This is a genomic window from Nocardiopsis suaedae, assembly GCF_027706745.1.
GTDB classification, from domain to species: Bacteria; Actinomycetota; Actinomycetes; order Streptosporangiales; family Streptosporangiaceae; genus Nocardiopsis_A; species Nocardiopsis_A suaedae.
The window spans coordinates 18,892-38,123 of the sequence record NZ_JAQFWP010000068.1 but is presented as its reverse complement, the minus strand read 5'-3'; the positions used below and the strand labels follow the sequence as shown (position 1 = coordinate 38,123).

Below are 19,232 nucleotides of genomic sequence, written 5' to 3'. Positions count from 1 at the left end.
GTATTCGGGTCTGAATACCGGCCACCAGGCGCAACTCGGCGAAAACCAGAACACGTTCCACCGGCCCGCCCACCTGGGAACCGGACATCCCAGACACAGCGCCGCACGTCGCCCGGCTGGTGGGGCCGGGAAACCACCCCGCTCTGGCCGTCGCCGCCCTCCACGCTGCCCCCGCACACCCGTCGGCCGACGACGCTGCCGTCAGGGCCGCCGGCCTCGGTCGTCGCCGCTGCTTTTCACCTTGCGCCCCGGCGGCGCGCCGCCCGGCCGGAGCCCGCAAGCGGGGCACCTGCTGTGCCGTCGCCGCCCTCTCCGGTGACCACGCGCACGCCTTGCCGTCGTCAGCGCTGCCGGGAGCGGCGGCCTCCCCGTCGACGTGGAGTGAACACCGGAGGCCCGACGCCTCGGCGTCGGGCCTCCCGGATCGCGATGTGAGGAAAGGGGCGGCGCTAGACCATTTCAAGGATGAGGAGAAGGAAGCTCCGCCATGGCCTCACGCGGGTGAGCCTAGCCCAGGCCCCGGTCAGTGCGAAAGCAGGTTTTCCAGCCGGTCCGGGGTGAACGCCTCCACGTCCTCCCGCAGCCGCTCCGGGCGCTCCAGGCCGACGTAGATGGTTCCGCCGCCCCCGCGCTGCCCCCCGTACTCCTCCACCTTCGCCCCGCGCCCGCGCATCAGCTCGACCGCCTGGGCGACCGTGACGTACGGGCGCTCCATGATCCCGCGCGCCAGCAGCCCGGTGCTGAGGCTGTTGGCCTCCACCCGGTTGAAGTTCGGCTCCCCCGTCAGCGACAGGTGCGTCCACCGCGCCCGCCACCTCGGCTTGTTCCGGGTGCCCCCGCGCGCGAACACCAGCGGCAGCGCCACCCGCCCGGTCCCGGACAGGTCGGACTTCATACGCACGGTGCGCGGCTCGAACGGCCGCCCCTTCCGGTCGGTTCCGCGCGTCATGTACCCGAAGAACACCTCGGCCAGGTCGTCGAACCCCTCCCCCTCGAAGAGGTCGACCTGCGGCACCACGTAGTGGGCGGCGCCGACCCGGGCCAGGTCGAGGTCGATCATCTCGGTGGCGCCCTCCGGCGCCTCGACGATGTCGCCGGAGTGCTTGCCTCCGTGTCCCTCCAGCTCGGTCCACGACAGGTGCCCGTGGTAGGTGAAGTCCTTCTGCAGGAGGACCACCGACAGGTCGAGGTCGGTGGTCAGGTGGGCCTGCCGCCAGTGCACGAAGAACCGCAGCCGTTCCCCGTCGACGACCGTGGTGGAGCCGCGCGGCAGCACCCCGGTCCCGTCCGCGCGGCCGGGCGCACCGGTGGTCGGCAGGGCGACCTTCAGCACCGCCGGGTCGACCAGCACACGGTCGGCGGCGGGCAGCCGGGCGGCGATCTCGGCGTCGAGGGGGCGGACCGCGTCGGTGAGCAGGCCGCGCCCCAGCGGCTCCCGGGCGTCCGGGGCGACCCACGCGCGGCGGCCCCGGTTGGCGAACACACGGGGCGCGGAGTGACGGCGGCCGGGGTCCAGGTGCGCCCGGGCGCTCAGCAGCACCCGGCCGGCCACCGACGGCGCGGCTTCGGCCAGGGCGCCGGAGACGGCGTCGAGCCGCTCGGGCCCGGCCAGGCGCAGCAGCCGGTCGAGCGAGCGCACCAGCATCCCCGGCGACGCGGACAGCAGGCGCAGCGCCTCGTCGAGGTCCCCCTCGGTGAAGGCCGCCTCGGTGCGCGCCTCCAGGGAGGACGCCCGGCGCTCCCCGCGGGCGACGGCGAACACCTCCCGGGCGTGCGGGAACTCGGGGTACTCGTGGGGGTGCAGCCGCTCCCCCAGCCGCTTCCACCGGTTCGCGTGCCGGTTGACGTCGCCGAGCTTGACGGGGGCCCCGGCGACGACCCGGTCGAGGGCGGCCAGGAGCGCGCGGCGGTCGCGGCGGCGCGGCGAGGTGAACCGGGTGGGCGCGGCGAGGGTGACGTCCCCGTCGGAGAGGGCGCAGGCCAGGCGGAGCACGTCGGTGACGGTGTCGACCTGCGGGGCGCGGCCGTGCTCCAGGCGCGCGCGGTTGATGATGGCGCGGTTCTCCCGCACGGGGACCGTCTCGGGCTGCTCCCGGTCGGCGCAGTGGGCGGCCAGGGCGGCGAGCAGGTCGCGGCCGTCGTCGGCGAGGGGGACGGGCGAGGCCGCCGTGTCCAGGTAGAGGCGGTGCGCCTCGTCGTCCAGGGGGCCGCCCAGGCGCAGCACGGTGACGCGGTCCTCCGAGGAGGCGACGAGGGCCTCATGGCGGGCGAGGAGGTCGGCGTAGGTGTGCTGGTAGCGGCCGTAGGCCGGCAGGTCCGTCAGGGAGACCGGCCCGGGGGCGCCGTCCGGGAAGAGGTCCTCGACGGCGACCTCCTCGCCGTCGGGGCCGACGAGGGCGTCGGCGATGCACTGGGCCCAGAAGTCCAGGGTGTCGGGCACGTTCTCCGGGAAGTCGATGAAGTAGACGTTGTGCCGGACGTGGTCGCCGACCTGGAGGCGGGCGGCGGCCATCACGTCGGCCGCCGTGTCGAACGCGGCGCCGGGCTCCATGGCCGACACGTGGTCCAAGAGGTCGCGCGCGCAGGCGAAGCCCACGGTGAGCAGGGCGGCGTCCATCTGGCGGGCCACGGCCGCCCCGTCACCGGAGGGGGCGCCGGGGCGGCACGGGACGCGGCCGGTCGCCTGGATGAGGCGGGTCTGAAGCGAGATCGGTTCCATGGGCCCTCCCGTGGCGGTGTGCGGTGCCACGATCCCGGATGCGGCGCCGTTCAGGCACGTGATTTTTCCGCCTGTGGACGACGGACGGGCAACCGGGGTGGAACGACGGACGGCCCGCACCCTGGGGGTGCGGGCCGTCTGAGGACCGGGGGCGCCTGCGGTGTGCCGGGCAGGCGGGCCGGATGCGGACCGGGGCGCGGAGCCCGCCCCGCGATGAGCGCCCGCGGAACGGCCGCGGCCGTCCTGGGCACCGTCGGGCTTCGGGCGCCTCAGACCCAGAACACCGCGACCGCGACGTTGAGGATCGCGAGCACGCCGGCCGTGACGCCCAGCTTCGTGGCGGGCTTGCGCACGTTGATGATGGCGACCACGACCACGGCGAGGGCGACCAGCAGCTTCACGCCGATCTTGATGTGGTCGACGGCGCCGTCGCCCATCTCCGCGAGCCCGACCAGGATGAGGCCGGTGACCAGCTGCAGCAGCGAGCTGTGCAGGATGGCCTTGGGCGCCTTGGCGCTGTCCGTGGCGAGCTGCATCAGGAACCCGGCGACGATCCCGGCCATGCCGAGGAGGTGGAGGAAGAGGAGAAGCGAGTGAACGAATGCCATGCCCCGAACGCTACTACAGGCGGTAGTAAACCTTGCGAACGCGATGCGGGCCGCGGCGGCCAGTGCGATACGGCTCACCGGCGCGGCTGGAGGCGGTCTGCCCCGACAGGCCGATCGTGACCCAGGTCGACGACGGACGCCCTGACGGCCGCCAGGAGCTATGGCTCGACACGCCGGACCAGGTCCTGACCGCCTGATGCGGCCCCCGGTTCACGGAAAGCGCAGTTCCACGCCTTCGACACGCTCATCTTCGAGGACGACGCGTTCCGTCGCCGTCTCATCGCCCCGCACGGCGCCGGAGATGTCCCACTCCCCGGGCTCCAGAGTGAGCGACCATCCGCCGTCCGGTCCGCTGAGGACCCCGTACTCAGGTATCGGCATCGGGCCATCACCGGCGTACTCCCGCTGAACGGAGACCCCGTCCACGGGCTTCCCGCGCGCGTCGAGCACCCTTCCCGACACCTCCACGAGGTCCGGGGCGCCCGTCCCGCTCCCTGGGGGCCGGTCCGCACCGCTCACGCCTTCACTCGGACCGCCGCCGCAGGCCGCGACGAGAGCGAGGAGCGGCACGACTCCTGGCAGGGGACCCACCCGACGCGTCCTCATCGCCACCGCCATCGGTCGGTTCGGGTAGCAGGCCCAGTGGACCCGCGATTGCGGTGCGGGCGGCGGGGCCCCTCGCGGTCGGCGGCCGGCCCCGGGCCTACGCCTTCGCCTGCTTCTCCTCTCGGCGGCGGACCATCTCGGCGATCCAGGTGGGGGCGTACGGGGAGGTGCAGCCCGGCGAGGTCGGGTAGTCCTTGAGGACCTCCAGCCGCTCGCCGATGCCGACCGCCCTGTCGCGGTACTCCTCGTGCTCGATCCCGATCTGTGCCAGGCAGGTGTTCATCGCCCACTGGAGCCGGTCCGGCGCATCCTTCATCTCGGCCTCGACCGTGTCCAGCAGCCCGCCCAGGTCGAGCCCGTCCGGCTGCTTCGCCACCCGGTCGGCGGTCAGGGCCCACCCGGCGCTGGCGACCACCGGGTCCGGGTCGACCGACCAGGCCGCCCGCAGGTCCTCCCTGTGCGGGCTCTTCTTGACCACATAGTTCACGAGCCAGTCGTGAACCTTGGGCGCGCGCGCCTCGCGCAGCATCGCGTCGAGTTCGTCGCGCTCGAACGCCTTCGGGCGGCAGACCAGCATCGCCAGCAGCCGCGCAGCCGTGTCGCCGGTCGCCCAGAGGTCGCGGGCGAGGTCCTGCTGTTTCTTGAGCCGCTTGGCCACCTCGCGCAGGCGCGTGAGGTTGACCCCGTGGTCGTCTCCGTGCCTGGCGTTCACCTCGCGCACCTTCGGGTCGTCGAGTGCGGCGAGCTCCGCCATCACCTCGGTCAGCGCCGTGTCGGACACCGTGCCCCCAATTCCCCTGGAACCCTTGTCCTCTCCTTGGGATACCTTGCCTCCTTCCTCCGCACTGCGCCCGTTTCCGGGCCGTGCGCCGCCCCTAATAATGTCGGGGATCTCCCTCCCCATCACCCCCGTGGAGAACGGCCTTGTACCACCCCCCGTATGCGGGGCCCCGCCCGCGCCTGTCCTCGTCCGCCGTCGGCGCCCTCATTCTGGGCGTGCTCGCCGTGCTGAGCACGCCCCTGTTCGGGCTGTTCCTGATCGTCCCCGCAGCGGCGGCGATCACCGGCGCCCTCGCGCTGCGCTTCACCCACACCGAAGGGCTGCGCGGGCGCGGGCTCGCACTGTGGGGCTTCTGGCTGGGGGCCTCGTTCTTCCTGTTCGACTTCCTGCTGCTCCTGCTGGGCATCTGGGGGATGAAGCTGGAGGGCTGATCCGGGACCGGGGCAACCGGAGGGAGACGTCGGACGTCTATGCTCCGGTCGTTCATCCCCAGATCGGAGCCGCATGCACCCCGCCCGCCTCGCCACCGTCCTCCTCCTGGCCGCGCTGCCCCTCAGTGCGTGCGGCGCCTCGGACCCCACCTCCGAGAACGCCGCGGCCGAGTGCGAAGCCCACATCCAGCGCTACCTGGACTCCCCGGCCGACACGGAGTTCGATGCCTCTCCCGAGGTCACCCTCACGTCCCAAGGCGAGACGGACTCCGGCCCGTACTGGGATTTCGAGGTCGTCGGCAGCGTCGACATCGACTACCGCTCCGGCGGGACGGAGCACCGGGACTACACCTGCACCGTCACCCAGCACGCCGGGGACTGGGTCGTGGTGGACATGGCGTAGGACCGGGCCCAAGCCGGACGTGGCGAAGGCGCCCACAGGCCCGCCCCCGCGGCGGCCGGTGGGCGCCCCCTGCGCCTCGTACGGACGGTGTCAGTCCGCCCGGCCCGCCGCGGTCGCGGTCCGCGCACGGCTCATGGCCAGGGTCCCGGCCATCGCCAGGGCCGCCAGGACGATGAGCGCCACGCCGTACGCGTCGGTCACCGCGGTCAGGCCGAACCGGTCGGTCGCGATCCCCGCCGCGATGGCGGGCAGGCACAGCGCCAGGTAGCTCAGCACGTAGAACGCCGACATCAGACCGGCCCGCTCGTTCGGCCCGGCCAGCGGCATGACCGTGCGCAGGGCGCCCTGGAACCCGGCGCCCCAGCCGACCCCGGACACCACCGCCCCGGCGAAGAAGAGCACCACCGACCCGAACTGCGCCCCCGCCAGCAGGATCACGATCCCCGCCGCCAGGGTCGGCGCGCCGATGAGCATGACCCGGACCGCCGGGACGGTGCGCAGCCCGACGATCGCCAACGCGCCCGCCCCCGTGAGCGCGAAGACCGTCGCTCCTCCCGCCAGAGGCGCGTGCGACCCGGTCACCTGGGTGGTCAGCGCCGGGCCCAGGGACATCAGGAAGCCCCCGAGCGCCCACACCGCGATGTCGATGGGCGCGGCGACCAGCATGGCGCGCCGCGCCTGCGGCGGGACGCTGACCGTCGGGCGCAGCGACGCGACGGCGCCCGCGCGGCGCTCGGCGGTCTCGGCCAGCCGCGCGACACCGACGGCCTCGGCCACCAGCAGGACGATGAGCACCGCGTAGACCAGCCGCATGGGCGCGGGCGCGAACTGCACCAGGGCGCCGGAGCCGAGCGCGCCCAGCCCCATGCCCGCCACGGGGGCCGCGCCGGTGATGATCGGCCCGAGGGTGGGGGCGACGTCGAGGATCGCCGCGCCGATGGCGGCGGTGGCGGCGCCGGTCGCCAGCCCTTGCAGCACCCGTGCCGCGATCAGGGCGGTCAGGTCGCCCGCGGCCAGGAAGACGGCGACGGAGACGGCCTCCAGGGCGATGGCGCCCAGGAGCACCGGGCGGCGGCCGATGTGGTCGGACAGCCGCCCGACGACCAGGAGGGCCGCCAGCAGGCCGAGGGCGTAGACGCCGAAGACGACGGTGGTGGTGCTGGGGGCCATCCCCCAGGCCTCCTGGTAGAGGGCGTACAGCGGGGTGGGCGCGGCGGAGGCGCCGAGGAAGGTCACCAGGGTGGCGGCGAGTAATGCGGCGGCGGACGCGCCCGCCACCCCGCGGCGGGGCGGTGCGGAGCGCACGGCGGTCGTGGTCATGGGTCTCCCCCAGAGCTAAAGCTAAGAATTTGCGTTTAGGACGCTACACCCCCGCCTCGCGCTAACGCAAAGAGTTTGCGTTAAACTGGCGCCGTGAGTCCGATCCAGGGAACCCGCACCGGCGGCCGCAGCGCCCGCGTGCAGCAGGCCGTGCACGATGCCGTCCGCGACCTGCAGAGCGAGCGGTCGCGGTCCGAGCTGAGCGTGCCGCTCGTCGCCCAGCACGCGGGGGTGACGCCGTCGACCGTGTACCGCCGCTGGGGGACGCTCCAGGAGCTGCTGGCCGACGTCGCCCGGGAACGCATGCGCCCCGACGACCCGCCGGACGACACCGGCGCGCTGGACACCGACCTCAAGGCGTGGGCCCGCCTGTACCTGGAGGAGATCTCCTCGTCACCCGGGCGGGAGTACGTGCGCGACCTCGTCGCCAGCGAGGGCGAGGAGAACTCCGAGCAGTGCAACCGGTACTGCCAGGTCAAGATCCGCGCCATCCTCGACCGCGCCGCACGGCGCGGCGAGCCCCACCCCGACGCCGACACGGTCACCGACCGGGTCACCGCGCCGATCGTGTTCCGGGTCTTCTTCTCCCAGGGCGACCCCGAACCGGAATGGGCCGAGACCCTGGTCGACAAGCTCCTCGCCGACCTCTGACACCGGGACGGGCCGACCGCTCCCGGACGAGCCTCACTCGTCGTAACCCGCCCACGGGTCGTACTCCACGATCTCCTCGTCGACCCGGTGCCATGCGCCGTCGACGACGACACCTCCCACATACGCGGCTTCGTACGCGTCCGCGGGCGCCCGGCCGCTCACACGGAACGGCATTCCTTCGTCGTCGATGGATACGGTCGAACGGTCGCCGTCCGCCAGAACGTCGAGCCCGATGGTGAACTCGCACGCCCGGTTCTGGGTGGCGCCGATGATGTCGAACACGACCTCCTCGCCCTGTTCCAGTTGATAGGTGTCGCCCGCGAAGAACTCGCCCACAGGCTCATTGAACTCGTCGACTCTCTGGGCCACAGGATCCGGCGAGTCCAGGTCAAAGTAGGCGCTCTCAACAGGGTCCAGACCGGCATCGGGCGAGTAGAACAGTGTTCCGGAATCCGGGGGACCGCACTCCCTCTCCGCCCGCATCTGCATGATTCGCGCCCCTTCCGGGCGCGCCCCCCTGAGAATGACCCGGATGTTCTCCTGGCCGACCTCGCCAGCGCCGTAGGCGCGCATCCGTTGTGCATAGGCCTGCCGGTCCTCCGCCTTCAGGCGGTCCAGTTCCGCCAACTCGCTCTCGTCCAAACGGATCGGCTCTGGGGACGCCCACAGGTCTCCCTCCTCCGAGTGCGACACCTCGACGGACAGCACCTCGACCGGCGGCGTCCCATCTCCGTTTGGCGCGGAGCCTCCTTCCGTGGATGGGCTCGGGGAGGCCGTGGTGCCTCCCTCGTCCGGGCCGACGACCGGCTTCAGCAACTCCAGAGCGACCCCTACCAGCAGCGGGCCGAGGACGACGGTGAAGACGGCCGCCGCGAGCGTCTTCCATGGAGCGCGCTTGGCGAAGCCGATCGCCCAGCGGATCGCGTCGCTGACCTTCCCCCCTACCGCCGCGCCTGCCTTCAGGAGAATGCGCAGGCCACTCACCGCGCGCGACTGCCACGTAGCCGGCATCCGGCCACAGTCCTCAGACCGTCCTTCGCCGCCGGTCCCCATGGCTTCTCTCCCTTGAGAGTCAGGTGGTAGAACGAATCATCCGGCAGAGCGACCTCGGATGCCAGCACTTCCTCTGCAACGGATACGAAGACCCGACATCGTCATGTACTCGTCGTGTCCCGAGGTCAGCCCTGTGGCTCAACGCCACGGAAGCCCTCCTGACCGCGGTCTCAACGGGGGAGAGTGCCGCCTCATCACCTCTAAGGTGCATCGGTTCTGCCGGGCTGAGCATCGGTGCCCTAGGAATCGCGACGCCTTCCCCGCATGCACCTGGCCCACGCGCACTAGGAACGGCGAGCACAGGACCGCGTCGCCGTCCTGCCCAGCGCGCGCTTATTGCACCCCGGAGCGCGGCGTCGCCCTGGCGACGGTCGCCGAGTCGCTCGGTGGAACCCGCTGCCACTGCGCTCCGTCGCACCCCAGGGCAGGGGCAGAGGAACCGAGCGACGGGAGCAGGGGCCGCGATCCATGGGGAAGCACCGCGGGGAGAGCGATCTGGAGCGCCTCAGACGCCTCCGTGACGAGGTGTTGAGCCAGCAGGGCGGTGCACAGGGCAGCGACACGAAGCGTCTCGCGCGCGCGGAAGGTCGCAGGTTGGCCCGGCGCAAGGTGGACCTCCCCGTCGGCGCCCTGGCCATAGGGGCGGTCATCGGCATCGTGCTCACACTCGGATGCGGAGTACTCGCCCACGACCTGACGCGTTTCACCGTCGCCCACCTGGCCGCCGCCTACGACCAGGCCGGTGAGGAGGGCACGGTGACCATGACCGACCTGCGCGAGATCACTTCGACCCGCGGGAGCACCCGCCTCCAGTGCTTCGGGACCTTCACCCCCGAGGACGGCGGCCCCGTGCGGACCGATGTGACGACGCACGTCCTCGACGAGGAATGCGACATCGGGCGCACCGAGCAGGCGCGCTTCGTCGACGGCGGCGGCATCGCCGTCGACCACGGCGCCACGGCGTACGTCCCGGGGGCCACGCCGGGGCGGCAGTACTCGCAGCTCTACTTCGTGCTCCTTGTGCCCTTCGGCATCGTGGTCGTCCCCTTGACCCTGGGAAGCGCCGCACTCGCCTTCGGCTTCACCCGGGAGCTTCTGCGCGCGCTGGCCACCCGCCTCTCAGAGGGACGCCCCCAACGCCCGTGACACCGCGGCCTCGACCGGGGAGAGCACCGCCTCATCGTCTCCGAGGCGCATCGGCCCTGCCGGGCTGAGCTTCGGCTGCCCCAGGAAGCGCGGTACCTCGCCCACGTGCGGCCGGCCCGCGTGGACCAGGAACGGGTGGCACAGGACCACGTCGCCCGCCCTGCCCGTCGCCAGGGCCACGGGACGATGCGCACTCGCCTCGTCCGCGCGGCGGGCCAGCTCCCTGGCGTCCAGGCCCTCCTCCCCTTCGGGTTCGAGGACCCGCGCGACGTCCATGTGGGACCCCACCCGCAGGCGCGTCGGCGCGTCCGCGTCGCCCACGTCGGACAACAGGAAGAGCATCAGCAGCGCGCGCTCCCGGGACCGGACGTTCGCACGCCAGGTCAGGTAATCGCCGGGGACGGATTCGGGCCCCGGGAAGCTCACGTCGACGTGCCACCCGTCGACGACGGCGGGCTCACCGCCCGGAAACCGGATGACGAAACCGCCCAGGCCGGTCTGCGGCTCCCAGCGCCCAGGGCCGACGAGGGCGTCGAACGCCTCGTGCAGCCGGTCCGTGTTGGCAGCCGCGACGAACGGCTCCTGTGTGTAGTACGGGCGCGCCGCCACCGGGTACGGCCAGGTCGCCGGGTCCCCGGGGTCGGCCTCCAGGTCCCGCCAGATGATGGCGCGGCACTGCTCTGCCAGATCGCGGGAGAACGCCCCTTCGATCCGGAGGAAACCGTCCTCGACGAAGGCGGCCTTTTCACTCTCATCGACCATGCGGGCACTCTGCCCGACCCGCCGAATGCCGGTCCATCGAAATTCCGGCGGCGTATGAGGCGCCTGGCGGGCGCTCCTCAGACCCGGGACGCGCACGCGGGCGAGAGAGCAAGAGAGAAGGTGGGGCAGGCCGCCTCAGGGCGGGGCCGGGCCCGTCAGGTCTTCGACCAGGCGGAAGCGCTGCGCGACCACGAGCGTGCCGTCGTCCACGGCGAACCCGGGTCTTCCGATCGCCTCCCGGTACTCCGCGCTGTGCCAGAACTCCTCATGGCTCCGGCGCCAGTCGTCGGTGCCGGTGTACCCCTCGCCCTCGTCCACGGCGTGCCGCCGGTCCACCTCGGCCAGCGGCAGCACCCGGACCTCGGTCGTCTCGATCACCCCGACGGGCCGACCGGCGGAGTCGACGACCACCTCACGTGTGCCGACCTCCGGGGGCTCCTCCCCGTCCGCCTCGTACTCGACGTACAGGCAGCTCGTCGCGGTCTTCTCCCCGGCCAGGACCGCGGCGACCAGCCGGTCGCGCAGCTCACCGGGGAACGCGAACTCGGCGATGGGCAGCGGGAGGGACGGGAGGGACGCGTCGTCCTCGGGCGCCCGACCGTCGGTGTCCATCACGGGAACACCGTAACGCTCCCGGGGCGGCCGGCGCCGCGCCGACCGGCCGGGGCTCGACGCATGCCCGGGCCACACCCTTCTCGCCCCGGCTAAGCCCGCCTCCAGCGCCAGAGGAAGTAGACGACCCCGGCGCCCACCACCAGCCCCGTCAGGGCCGCCCCCTCGGTCCTGCCGATGGGGCCGTCCGATTCCGCGGCGGCCGACGCCGCAGCGGGGGACGCGGATCCGGACGGCTCGGGCGTCCGCGGGATCAGATTGGCGTCGGTCGCGCAGACCACCGGCGGGCTGTCCTCGCTCTCCTGCGCGCACGCGGTGGCGGCGACCCGCCACACCTTCTCCCCCGGGTCGGCCAAGCGCGCCTTCGTACGGCCGGTCGCGCTCTCCCCCGGTTTCAGGTCCACGGTCCACACGGCAAGGTCCTCCAGCGCGCCGCCGGGCTTGCCGTACCGCTCGCCGTCGGTCTCCACCAGCTCCATCTCCGGCGGGATCCCCTGGGAGAGGAAGATGCCGTCGAGCTTCTCCTCGCCGTCGTTGCGCAGGGTGACCGTGTACTCGGTGACGTCCCCCGGCTCCATCCCGTCCAGGCCGTCGGTCACCTCGATGGACAGGGCGGGGACGCCGTCCGGGTGCGGGGATTCCGCCGTGTCGTCGTCCTTGCCGCCGTTCGTGCCGCCCGCGCCGTCCCCGCCGTCGGCGAAGGCCGCGCCGACAGCGCCCGCCCCCGTCCCCCACAGCAGTGCCGCCGCGGCCGCGACCGGAACCCATCGGCGCATTCGTGAACGGGCCAGACCCATCGCATCCCCCGGAGAGCATCCCGTGTCCGGCTTACCGGACTCCGGATTCGACAACTACCCGCGATGTCTCAGACACGTTCCGCGACACGCCCATAAGACGCCGATCGCCGCCTCTTAGGTGCCCGTGTGGTCCCGAACACTCCCCGGACCACCGATTTAAGGCATCCGCCCGATGCCCGGCCCTTCTTCTTAGAACGAGTCTGAGACCCACAGCGGGCCGGACGGACCGGCCCCCACGGGGAGGGACCCACGATGATGCACCCCGACGTGACCGCGGCCGTGGCCCGCGAGCGCATCGCCGACTTCCAGCGGGAGGCCAAGACCTCCGCGCCGCAGGTCGACGCCCCCTCCGGGCGCGGCCCCGGCGGCGGCAACCCGAGCACCCGCCTGGAGGCCCTGATCGGCTTCCTCGGCAGGGCCGGCGCCCCCGACTCCTGGATGCCGCGCCCGCGCGTCTCCCCCGAGTCCGCCGAGAGCCGCCGGTGAGCCCGGTTCCCGGCCCGCCGGGGCCGGGGACCGGGACCCGCACCGCGGCCGGGCCGACCGTTCCGGGGAGTGAGAAATGAGCGGCGCAATGTCCGTGTCCGACCCCATAATGGACGTCATGTCCACCCTTGGCATGTCCCCCCGCGGCACCGCCCCCGTCTTCGTCGGCCGGTCCGGCGACGTCGACCGCCTGCTGTCCCACGCCCGGCGGACGCGGGACGGACGCGCCGGCACCGTCCTCATCGGCGGTGAGGCCGGGGTGGGCAAGTCCCGGCTGCTCGCCGAGTTCGGCGCCCGCCTCGGAGGCGCCGCGGCCCCCGGCGGCTCGCCCGGCCACGGCCGCCTCGTCGCGGGCGGCTGCCTGGAGCTGGGCGTGGACGGCCTGCCCTTCGCCCCCTTCGTCGCGGTGCTGCGCCAGCTCCTCCGTGATCTGGGCCCCGGCCTGGCCGAGGCCGCGGGCGGCGGCGGTGAGCTGCCGCGCCTGCTCCCCGAGCTCGGCCCCGCCCCCGACGAGCGCCGCAACGCACGCGGCCTGCTCTTCCAGCAGGTCCTGCTCGCCCTGGTGCACGCCGCCGGGGACGAGGGCCTGACGGTGGTCCTGGAGGACCTGCACTGGGCCGACGCCTCCACCCGCGACCTGCTGGTCTTCCTGGTGCGCAGCCTGGACACCGCCCCCGTGCAGCTGGTGGCCACCTTCCGCACCGACGAGCTGCACCGCGACCACCCGCTGCGCCGCCTGCTGCCCGAGCTGGAGCGCCTACCCGAGGTCGAGCGCATCGACCTGGCCCCGCTCACCTCCGCGGAGGCCGCTCGCCTGGCCGCCTCGCTGCGCGGCGCCGAGCTGTCCCCCGCCGAGGCCGCCGCCCTGCACGCGCGCTCCCAGGGCAACCCCCTGTTCGTGGAGTCGCTGGCCGAGCAACCCGGCTTCATGGACTCCCCCGTCCCCGACCGCCCGCGCGAGCTGCTGCTGTCCGCCCTGCACCGGCTGGACGCCTCCGCCGCCGAGGTGGTGCGCACCGCCGCGGTGGGCGCGGTCAGCGGCGGCCACGTCGAGCACGAGCTGCTCGCCCAGGTGAGCGGCCTGCCCCACGGCGAGCTGGACACCGCCCTGCGCAGCGCGGTCGACGCCAACATCCTCCGGGTCACCGAGACCGGCTACCGCTTCCGGCACGCCCTGCTGCGCGAGGCCGTCCACGACGACCTGCTGCCCGGCCGCCACACCCGCCTGCACCGCGCCTTCGCCGAGGCCCTGGACGCGCTGCCCGAGGTGGTCCCCTCCTACCGCCTGGCCGCCGAGCAGGCCCACCACTTCCGGGCCGCGCACGACCTGCCGCGCGCGCTGAGCGCCGCCTGGTGGGCGGCGGTGTACGCGGGCGAGAAGCTCGCCTACGCCGAAGAGCAGCGCATGCTGGAGCGCGTCCTGGAGCTGTGGGACCAGGTCCCCGACGCCGCCGAGCGGACCGGGGGCGCCGACCGGGTGGAGGTGCTCGGCCGCGCGGCCGCGGCGGCGATGGAGAGCGGCGACCCGATGCGCGCCATCGAGCTGTGCGACGAAGGCCTGGCGGACCTGCCCCAGGCGGGCGGCACGGAGCTGATGGGCCGCCGCGCACTGCTGCTGCGCCGCCGCGCCCAGGCCCGGTTCGACTGCGCCGACGGCCGCGGCATGGACGACCTGCTCTCGGCCCTGGAGATCTACCCGCTCGACGCGCCCGGTTACTCGATGGCGCTGTCGCTGCTGGCGCGGGGCTGCATGCGCCGCCCCGACCTCGACCCGTCGGAGATCGCCGCGCTGCGCCACCTGGTCGGTGCCCAAGAGGGCCGGGTGACCCGGCTCGACCTGGCGGAGGGGGCGCTCAACCGCGCGGTGGCCGAGGGCGACCGGTGCGCGGAGGCCGACGCCCTGGTGACGGTCGGCTCGGCCCTGTTCAACACCGAGGACTTCGAGGGCGGCCGCAAGGCCATGGAGGAGGGCGCGGACCTGGCCCGGGAGCTGGGCGAGCCCGCCATCGAGACCACCGCCCTGGCCATCCTCGCCCACTACCTGCGCGAATTCGGGCTGCACGGTGAGGCGGTGGAGCTGCTGCTGCAGTCCATCGACCGGGTGCGCGGCATGGGGCTGATGAGCGTCAGCACCCCCTTCGCCGCCTCGAACCTGGCCGAGACGTACGTGGAGACCGGCGACCTGGACGAGGCCGAGCGGTGGGTGGCGGAGGGGGTGTCGCTGTCGCCGTCCCCCAAGCTGCGCGTGTTCCTGGAGTCGGAGGCGATGCAGGCGGCCATGGCCCGGGGCGACATCGAGCGGGCGCGTGCGGCGGCGGCCCGCGTCCCGCCGCTGGGCCCGCAGCCGCAGAAGCAGCTGCACATCGTGCAGCTGGCCATCGCCGCCCAGGTGGAGCTGATGCGGCGGGAGGGCAGGCTGCAGGAGGCCGTCGAGACGGCGGTGGACGTGCTGCGCTCTGCGGAGCTGGAGGTCGGGCCGGGGTACGGGTGGCAGTACCTGGACATCTCCGCGGCTCTGCTCCAGCAGGCGGTCGCCGCCTCCCATGAGTGGGCGGACCCGCTGCCCGACCTGCACAAGCGGATCGTCGAGGCGGCCGGGCGGGTGCCACAGCGCGGGCCGGTGCTGCAGGCCCGGCAGGCCACGGTGGCCGCCCGCCTGGCGGGGGTCGAGGGGCGGCCGGTGGAGGAGGTGGCCGACCTGTGGGCCGAGGCGGTGGAGCGCTGGAAGCCGCTGCCGATGCGCCCGGCCCTGGCGGACGCGCTGGTGAACTTCGCCGAGCAGGCGGTGGCCGCGGGTGGAGAGCGGCGCGGGAGGGTCGCCGAGGCACTGCGCGAGGCGGTGGGGCTGGCGGACGCGTGCGGGCTGCGGCCGGTACGGCACCGGGCGGAGGACCTGGCCCGGAGGGCGGGCGTGCCGCTGGGCGAGGGTGCGGGGACCGCGCCGCCGCCCCTGCCGAAGGGCCTGACCCCGCGCGAGGCGGAGGTGCTGCGCCTGCTGGGGCGGGGCGCGACCAACGCCGGTATCGCCGAGGAGCTGTTCATCACCCCGAAGACGGCCAGCGTGCACGTGTCGAACATCCTGAACAAGCTCGACGTCCCGAACCGGGCCACCGCGGGGGCGCGCGCCCGGGAGCTGGGCATGGCATGAGGGAGCGGCCCCGGAACTCCTTCGGGGCCGCTCTCACCGCCCGGCCGTCCGGCTACCCAAAGGCCTTGACCAGCGCCAGCCACTCGGAGGCGGGGAAGCCGAGCACCTCCGGGTTCCTCGTGTCACCGACCTGAACTTGTTCCTCCGCCAAGCGGGCTCTTACACACTCGCCCTGAGCACGGCTGAAACTCGCCTTAATCCACTCGTTCGTCAGCATCTTTACCCCTTTCGATGAAGGCTCTGGCATCTGTGAGGGACACGTCTACGGCAGGACGATGACGGTGCGCGCCCAGCCCAGGTGATGGACCATGTCGTAGGCGATGGCCTCACGGTAGCCGCGCGGGTCCATCCACCCGGAGCTGAGGAGCGCGCCGTGGTCGGAGACCATCCAGGTGTCGACGGCGGTACCGTCCGAACGAAGCCGGTAGGCGAACAGGGGTCCGGTGAGCGGGACCCGCTGGGTGGCGCCGTAGAGGATGCCGCGCGGCGGGACGTCGTCCGGGACGAAGACGCACACGGTGCCCGCCTGCGAGCGGTGGGGTGTGGTGACCGCCTTCTTCATCGGCACCGGAACCACCTCGTAGGGAATACGTAGGGACGAACACGCCGACTACGTTGAATTCGCCTCATATCGACCACCATCCGGTGTTGCTCGATCGGTGGTCTCAGGATCGCGCTACAGCTCACCCACCTGCCATAATCGCTACTTCTATGTAGCCGAACCGGCGAATCCGTAGTGGAATGTCAAACGAAGTGAGACCGTGTAGTGCATGACCGACAGGGTGATCTCCGAGGTAGCACGGTGGGGCCGCGTCCTGCGCGACCTCCGGAAGAACGCAGAGCTGACTCAGGGGGACCTTGGCAGAGCGGTCAACGTCTCCGGGGCACTGATCAGTGGTTTCGAGCGCGGAACCCGGATGCCCAATCGAAGGCACATCGAGGATCTCGACTCAACCCTGTCGACCGGCGGAACCCTGGCACGAACATGGGCCGAAACCAAAGAGACCGAGATCGGAATACCGAAGTCATGGCAGTCGTTCGTCGCAGTCGAACGCGAGGCGGTCGAGATACGGGAGTACGCCACCGTCATCATCTCGGGCCTCCTCCAGTCCGAAGGATATGCCCGCGCGGTGATCGAACCCGATGCCAGGGCAGACGATCTGGTTCGATTCAGGCTCGGCCGCATGGCACGCCTCCGGGACGACATTCGCATATGGGTCCTCTTGGAGGAGGCCGCCGCGCGTCGAGTGGTAGGCTCCAGCGCCGTACAGGTCCAAGCGGTCGAGCGTCTTCTTGACCTCGCTACTCAGCCGCACATTCGGATGAACATCATCCCCATGGACAGCACCGACCGCCCCGGCATGGCCGGATCATTCCGGATCGCCAGAGTCCCGGACGGTCGCCTCGTAGGACATTGTGAGTACGTATTCGGTGAGGTCGTGGTCCATGGCGATGAGGTCGTAGAGCTCATGCGAATGTACGACGACCTGAAGGCCGCAGCCCTCAGCGTCCGGGAGACCCGGAGGCTTCTTGAGAAGATGAGGAATGAGTTCGATGAGCTGGCACAAGAGCAGCTATAGCGGCAAGGGCCCCAACTGCGTCGAGATCGCCGAAGGCGAGAACACACTCATCCGCGACACCCAGCACCGAGACCAGGGGCACCTGGCCGTCCCCGCCAGCGAGTGGCACGCCTTCATCATCGCCACCGCCAACGACGAGCTGTGACCTGGCGAGGGAGGAATTCGATGGACTGGCACAAGAGCACCTACAGCGGCCAGGGTGCTGGCTGCGTCGAAGTCTCTGAGGGGCCGACTACGCTCGTGAGAGACACCATGAACCGCTCTCTAGGACACCTGGGATTCTCGGCATCAGAGTGGCGAGCCTTCATCGCCGCCACCGCCGACGACGAACTGTGAGGTTCGATGAGCTGGCACAAGAGCAGCTATAGCGGCGAAGGCGCCAACTGCGTCGAGGTGGCCGAAGGCGACCAGACGCTCATGCGCGACACCCAATACCGCGACCAGGCCCACCTGGCCGTCCCCGCCGACGAATGGCGCGCCTTCATCACCGCTGCCGCCGACGGCGAGCTGTGACCTAGCAGAGGGGCAAGGTCGATGGACTGGCACAAGAGCACGTACAGCGGTCAGGGCGCCAACTGCGTCGAGGTGGCCGAGGGCGACCAGACGCTCATGCGCGACACCCAACACCGCGACCAGGCCCACCTGGCCGTCCCCGCCGACGAATGGCGCGCCTTCGTCATCGCCGCCGCCGACGGCGAGCTGTGATCTGAAACCGAGAGCACCGGCGGCGCACCCCCTGTACGCCGCCGGTGCCGTAGTCGGGCCTCTCCGTCAGTTGCCCGTACGCGTGGTCACGATCGTCAGCGTGTAGTCGCCGTCCCCGTCGGTGAACCTACGGGTCATGGTCTGCGTGTCCCCGACGTTGCGCACCTGCTTGGCCAGCGTCGTCGTGTGGAACACGAACGTCTGCTCACCGATCAGGTCGTCGTCCAGGAACGCCAGCAGCTCGTGCACCACCGCGCCCACGCCGGCCACGACCGCGCCGATCCAGGCCGCCACGCCCGAGGCCGCCAGCACGCCCGCCGCCGCCGCGAACGCCGCCGCCACGCCCTTCCGGATCTTCTCCGGGTCGCCGTGGTCGTGCTCCCACAGCTGGATCATCGTCCCGATCTGCCCCTCCGGGAACCGCTGCGCCCCGCCGTTGGGCCCCCAGATGTTGCCGTCCGCGGCGCTGAAGGTCCGCCGGTCACCGGAGTCCACGTCGCCGAAGGTCCGGCTCTTCGTGGTCACCGTCGTCCCCTCGGCCAGCGTCGCGAAGATCCAGTACGGCTCGTCCGAACCCCAGAAGTCGGCCCCGGTCTCGTCGTTGCACCGGAACTCGGTCGCCTTGATGGTGAAGAACCCGTTGGGCGCCGCCGCCGCGCTCACGCTCGGCGCCTGCACCACCAGGAACTCGGCGCCGTACTCGGCCACGGCCCGCTTGTTCAGCCGCGGCAGCTCCTTCGCCGAGACCTTCGCCTTGTGCGCCTCGTCCGCGTCGACCACGGTGAGGTTGGGCATCGCCAGCGTCGACCGCACGATGTCCGGCGCGTCCTTGCGCAGGTCGTCGAAGGAGTAGGAGGACTTGACGTCCAGCCGCGCGAACCGCCCGGGGTACACGTCCTGGCGCACGTTCTGCGGCATGAGCTCGGACGCCTCGCCCAGCGTCCGCAGCTCCTCCTCCGTGTAGCCGTTGTCCAGGAACGCGCTCACCAGCGTCTTCTCCAGGTCGGACAGGCGCTGCTTCTCGGCGAACTTGCCGAAGGAGTGCGTGGTCAGGGCCAGGAGCCAGTTGCGGTCCCGGTTCTTCTCCAGCTTGGCGCGGAGCTTGGCCCCGCGGCCCCGGCGCTCGCTCATGTCCTGCACGATGCGTTCGGGGGTTCGAGCGACCATGGTCGTACCCTCTCGGTCCGCGCCGGACCGCTCGGAGGGGGCCCGCTCCGGCGCCCGCGGGGTACGGGGGATCCGGCCGCCCGATCGGCGCCTCCGCCCCTCCGAGGTGTGCCGTGAGCGTAGACCCGCCCGGTCGGCCGGGACAGACACCGCCGGGGGAAGATCCTCCTGACCTCTAGGCCCCTCCCCTGTCCCACACGGCGATGATCTCGACGAAAGTGCTGTCATTCCGGCGATTTTGACAGCACTTTCGTCGA

23 protein-coding genes are annotated in these 19,232 nt (G+C 72.2%); 11 read left to right on the top strand and 12 right to left on the bottom strand.

Annotated features, from left to right (window positions below; translation table 11 throughout):
* Positions 1–523 precede the first annotated feature (523 nt).
* The 4 genes from O4U47_RS26030 to O4U47_RS26015 all read right to left on the bottom strand — a co-directional run bounded on the left by O4U47_RS26030 (position 524) and on the right by O4U47_RS26015 (position 4,687).
* The gene (locus O4U47_RS26030; RefSeq protein WP_270680617.1) at positions 524–2,719 is read right to left on the bottom strand and encodes a TerD family protein; all 2,196 of its coding nucleotides are present in this window, start codon (positions 2,717–2,719) and stop codon (positions 524–526) included.
* Between the two features lie 269 nt (positions 2,720–2,988).
* Positions 2,989–3,327, bottom strand: coding sequence for a hypothetical protein (locus O4U47_RS26025; RefSeq protein WP_270680616.1), 339 nt, complete (start codon positions 3,325–3,327; stop codon positions 2,989–2,991).
* Positions 3,328–3,537: 210 nt separating this feature from the next.
* Positions 3,538–3,708 (bottom strand): hypothetical protein, encoded by a 171-nt coding sequence (locus O4U47_RS26020; RefSeq protein ID WP_270680615.1) that lies wholly within the window; start codon positions 3,706–3,708, stop codon positions 3,538–3,540.
* A 322-nt stretch (positions 3,709–4,030) separates the two neighbouring features.
* The gene (locus tag O4U47_RS26015) at positions 4,031–4,687 is read right to left on the bottom strand and encodes a DNA alkylation repair protein (protein ID WP_408639031.1); all 657 of its coding nucleotides are present in this window, start codon (positions 4,685–4,687) and stop codon (positions 4,031–4,033) included.
* Positions 4,688–4,857: 170 nt separating this feature from the next.
* On the opposite strand from O4U47_RS26015, the gene O4U47_RS26010 reads away from it, so the two are divergent.
* Both O4U47_RS26010 and O4U47_RS26005 read left to right on the top strand, forming a co-directional pair.
* Positions 4,858–5,145 carry a hypothetical protein gene (locus O4U47_RS26010; protein ID WP_270680613.1) on the top strand — a complete coding sequence of 96 codons (288 nt, stop codon included), beginning with the start codon at positions 4,858–4,860 and terminating at the stop codon, positions 5,143–5,145.
* A gap of 73 nt (positions 5,146–5,218) precedes the next feature.
* Positions 5,219–5,548, top strand: coding sequence for a hypothetical protein (locus tag O4U47_RS26005; protein WP_270680612.1), 330 nt, complete (start codon positions 5,219–5,221; stop codon positions 5,546–5,548).
* A 90-nt stretch (positions 5,549–5,638) separates the two neighbouring features.
* On the opposite strand, the gene O4U47_RS26000 is transcribed toward O4U47_RS26005, so the two are convergent.
* Positions 5,639–6,868, bottom strand: a complete 1,230-nt coding sequence (locus tag O4U47_RS26000) for an MFS transporter (RefSeq protein WP_270680611.1) — start codon at positions 6,866–6,868, stop codon at positions 5,639–5,641.
* A gap of 93 nt (positions 6,869–6,961) precedes the next feature.
* On the opposite strand from O4U47_RS26000, the gene O4U47_RS25995 reads away from it, so the two are divergent.
* The gene (locus O4U47_RS25995) at positions 6,962–7,519 is read left to right on the top strand and encodes a TetR/AcrR family transcriptional regulator (RefSeq protein WP_270680610.1); all 558 of its coding nucleotides are present in this window, start codon (positions 6,962–6,964) and stop codon (positions 7,517–7,519) included.
* Positions 7,520–7,552: 33 nt separating this feature from the next.
* On the opposite strand, the gene O4U47_RS25990 is transcribed toward O4U47_RS25995, so the two are convergent.
* A complete protein-coding gene (locus O4U47_RS25990) occupies positions 7,553–8,572 on the bottom strand; it encodes a hypothetical protein (protein WP_270680609.1) in 1,020 nt (339 codons plus the stop codon).
* A 594-nt stretch (positions 8,573–9,166) separates the two neighbouring features.
* Between O4U47_RS25990 and O4U47_RS25985 the strand changes: the two genes are divergently transcribed.
* Positions 9,167–9,718 carry a hypothetical protein gene (locus O4U47_RS25985; protein WP_270680608.1) on the top strand — a complete coding sequence of 184 codons (552 nt, stop codon included), beginning with the start codon at positions 9,167–9,169 and terminating at the stop codon, positions 9,716–9,718.
* On the opposite strand, the gene O4U47_RS25980 is transcribed toward O4U47_RS25985, so the two are convergent.
* The 3 genes from O4U47_RS25980 to O4U47_RS25970 form a co-directional block, all read right to left on the bottom strand.
* Positions 9,692–10,480, bottom strand: coding sequence for a phytanoyl-CoA dioxygenase family protein (locus O4U47_RS25980; RefSeq protein ID WP_270680607.1), 789 nt, complete (start codon positions 10,478–10,480; stop codon positions 9,692–9,694). The two genes, O4U47_RS25985 and O4U47_RS25980, sit on opposite strands and share 27 nt — an antisense overlap.
* A gap of 135 nt (positions 10,481–10,615) precedes the next feature.
* A complete protein-coding gene (locus O4U47_RS25975) occupies positions 10,616–11,092 on the bottom strand; it encodes an ASCH domain-containing protein (RefSeq protein WP_270680606.1) in 477 nt (158 codons plus the stop codon).
* A 92-nt stretch (positions 11,093–11,184) separates the two neighbouring features.
* Positions 11,185–11,868, bottom strand: coding sequence for a hypothetical protein (locus O4U47_RS25970; protein WP_270680605.1), 684 nt, complete (start codon positions 11,866–11,868; stop codon positions 11,185–11,187).
* A 273-nt stretch (positions 11,869–12,141) separates the two neighbouring features.
* Between O4U47_RS25970 and O4U47_RS25965 the strand changes: the two genes are divergently transcribed.
* Positions 12,142–12,375 (top strand): hypothetical protein, encoded by a 234-nt coding sequence (locus O4U47_RS25965; protein WP_270680604.1) that lies wholly within the window; start codon positions 12,142–12,144, stop codon positions 12,373–12,375.
* 118 nt (positions 12,376–12,493) lie between these two features.
* The gene (locus tag O4U47_RS25960; protein ID WP_270680603.1) at positions 12,494–15,523 is read left to right on the top strand and encodes a helix-turn-helix transcriptional regulator; all 3,030 of its coding nucleotides are present in this window, start codon (positions 12,494–12,496) and stop codon (positions 15,521–15,523) included.
* A 52-nt stretch (positions 15,524–15,575) separates the two neighbouring features.
* On the opposite strand, the gene O4U47_RS25955 is transcribed toward O4U47_RS25960, so the two are convergent.
* A complete protein-coding gene (locus O4U47_RS25955; protein ID WP_270680602.1) occupies positions 15,576–15,740 on the bottom strand; it encodes a DUF397 domain-containing protein in 165 nt (54 codons plus the stop codon).
* Between the two features lie 45 nt (positions 15,741–15,785).
* On the bottom strand, positions 15,786–16,091 hold the full coding sequence (locus O4U47_RS25950; RefSeq protein ID WP_270680601.1) for a hypothetical protein: 306 nt from the start codon (positions 16,089–16,091) through the stop codon (positions 15,786–15,788).
* A 202-nt stretch (positions 16,092–16,293) separates the two neighbouring features.
* Between O4U47_RS25950 and O4U47_RS25945 the strand changes: the two genes are divergently transcribed.
* From O4U47_RS25945 to O4U47_RS25925, 5 genes are read left to right on the top strand one after another with little or no spacing between them, the layout of a single operon-like run.
* Positions 16,294–17,103, top strand: a complete 810-nt coding sequence (locus O4U47_RS25945; RefSeq protein WP_270680600.1) for a helix-turn-helix domain-containing protein — start codon at positions 16,294–16,296, stop codon at positions 17,101–17,103.
* Positions 17,078–17,248 carry a DUF397 domain-containing protein gene (locus tag O4U47_RS25940; RefSeq protein ID WP_270680599.1) on the top strand — a complete coding sequence of 57 codons (171 nt, stop codon included), beginning with the start codon at positions 17,078–17,080 and terminating at the stop codon, positions 17,246–17,248. Before O4U47_RS25945 ends, O4U47_RS25940 begins: the two co-directional genes overlap by 26 nt.
* Positions 17,249–17,268: 20 nt before the next feature.
* A complete protein-coding gene (locus O4U47_RS25935; protein ID WP_270680598.1) occupies positions 17,269–17,439 on the top strand; it encodes a DUF397 domain-containing protein in 171 nt (56 codons plus the stop codon).
* Between the two features lie 6 nt (positions 17,440–17,445).
* Positions 17,446–17,616 (top strand): DUF397 domain-containing protein, encoded by a 171-nt coding sequence (locus tag O4U47_RS25930; protein ID WP_270680597.1) that lies wholly within the window; start codon positions 17,446–17,448, stop codon positions 17,614–17,616.
* A 21-nt stretch (positions 17,617–17,637) separates the two neighbouring features.
* Positions 17,638–17,808 (top strand): DUF397 domain-containing protein, encoded by a 171-nt coding sequence (locus tag O4U47_RS25925; RefSeq protein WP_270680596.1) that lies wholly within the window; start codon positions 17,638–17,640, stop codon positions 17,806–17,808.
* A 66-nt stretch (positions 17,809–17,874) separates the two neighbouring features.
* On the opposite strand, the gene O4U47_RS25920 is transcribed toward O4U47_RS25925, so the two are convergent.
* The gene (locus O4U47_RS25920) at positions 17,875–18,975 is read right to left on the bottom strand and encodes a hypothetical protein (protein WP_270680595.1); all 1,101 of its coding nucleotides are present in this window, start codon (positions 18,973–18,975) and stop codon (positions 17,875–17,877) included.
* Positions 18,976–19,232 lie beyond the last annotated feature (257 nt).

Bases quoted from the DNA above. Each gene is read 5' to 3' on its own strand.
- O4U47_RS26030 (WP_270680617.1), bottom strand. From the start codon at position 2,719: ATGGAACCGATCTCGCTTCAGACCCGCCTCATCCAGGCGACCGGCCGC.
- O4U47_RS26025 (WP_270680616.1), bottom strand. From the start codon at position 3,327: ATGGCATTCGTTCACTCGCTTCTCCTCTTCCTCCACCTCCTCGGCATG.
- O4U47_RS26020 (WP_270680615.1), bottom strand. From the start codon at position 3,708: ATGCCGATACCTGAGTACGGGGTCCTCAGCGGACCGGACGGCGGATGG.
- O4U47_RS26015 (WP_408639031.1), bottom strand. From the start codon at position 4,687: ATGGCGGAGCTCGCCGCACTCGACGACCCGAAGGTGCGCGAGGTGAAC.
- O4U47_RS26005 (WP_270680612.1), top strand. From the start codon at position 5,219: ATGCACCCCGCCCGCCTCGCCACCGTCCTCCTCCTGGCCGCGCTGCCC.
- O4U47_RS26000 (WP_270680611.1), bottom strand. From the start codon at position 6,868: ATGACCACGACCGCCGTGCGCTCCGCACCGCCCCGCCGCGGGGTGGCG.
- O4U47_RS25990 (WP_270680609.1), bottom strand. From the start codon at position 8,572: ATGGGGACCGGCGGCGAAGGACGGTCTGAGGACTGTGGCCGGATGCCG.
- O4U47_RS25980 (WP_270680607.1), bottom strand. From the start codon at position 10,480: ATGGTCGATGAGAGTGAAAAGGCCGCCTTCGTCGAGGACGGTTTCCTC.
- O4U47_RS25975 (WP_270680606.1), bottom strand. From the start codon at position 11,092: ATGGACACCGACGGTCGGGCGCCCGAGGACGACGCGTCCCTCCCGTCC.
- O4U47_RS25970 (WP_270680605.1), bottom strand. From the start codon at position 11,868: ATGCGCCGATGGGTTCCGGTCGCGGCCGCGGCGGCACTGCTGTGGGGG.
- O4U47_RS25965 (WP_270680604.1), top strand. From the start codon at position 12,142: ATGATGCACCCCGACGTGACCGCGGCCGTGGCCCGCGAGCGCATCGCC.
- O4U47_RS25960 (WP_270680603.1), top strand. From the start codon at position 12,494: ATGTCCACCCTTGGCATGTCCCCCCGCGGCACCGCCCCCGTCTTCGTC.
- O4U47_RS25955 (WP_270680602.1), bottom strand. From the start codon at position 15,740: ATGCTGACGAACGAGTGGATTAAGGCGAGTTTCAGCCGTGCTCAGGGC.
- O4U47_RS25945 (WP_270680600.1), top strand. From the start codon at position 16,294: ATGACCGACAGGGTGATCTCCGAGGTAGCACGGTGGGGCCGCGTCCTG.
- O4U47_RS25940 (WP_270680599.1), top strand. From the start codon at position 17,078: ATGAGCTGGCACAAGAGCAGCTATAGCGGCAAGGGCCCCAACTGCGTC.
- O4U47_RS25935 (WP_270680598.1), top strand. From the start codon at position 17,269: ATGGACTGGCACAAGAGCACCTACAGCGGCCAGGGTGCTGGCTGCGTC.
- O4U47_RS25930 (WP_270680597.1), top strand. From the start codon at position 17,446: ATGAGCTGGCACAAGAGCAGCTATAGCGGCGAAGGCGCCAACTGCGTC.
- O4U47_RS25925 (WP_270680596.1), top strand. From the start codon at position 17,638: ATGGACTGGCACAAGAGCACGTACAGCGGTCAGGGCGCCAACTGCGTC.
- O4U47_RS25920 (WP_270680595.1), bottom strand. From the start codon at position 18,975: ATGGTCGCTCGAACCCCCGAACGCATCGTGCAGGACATGAGCGAGCGC.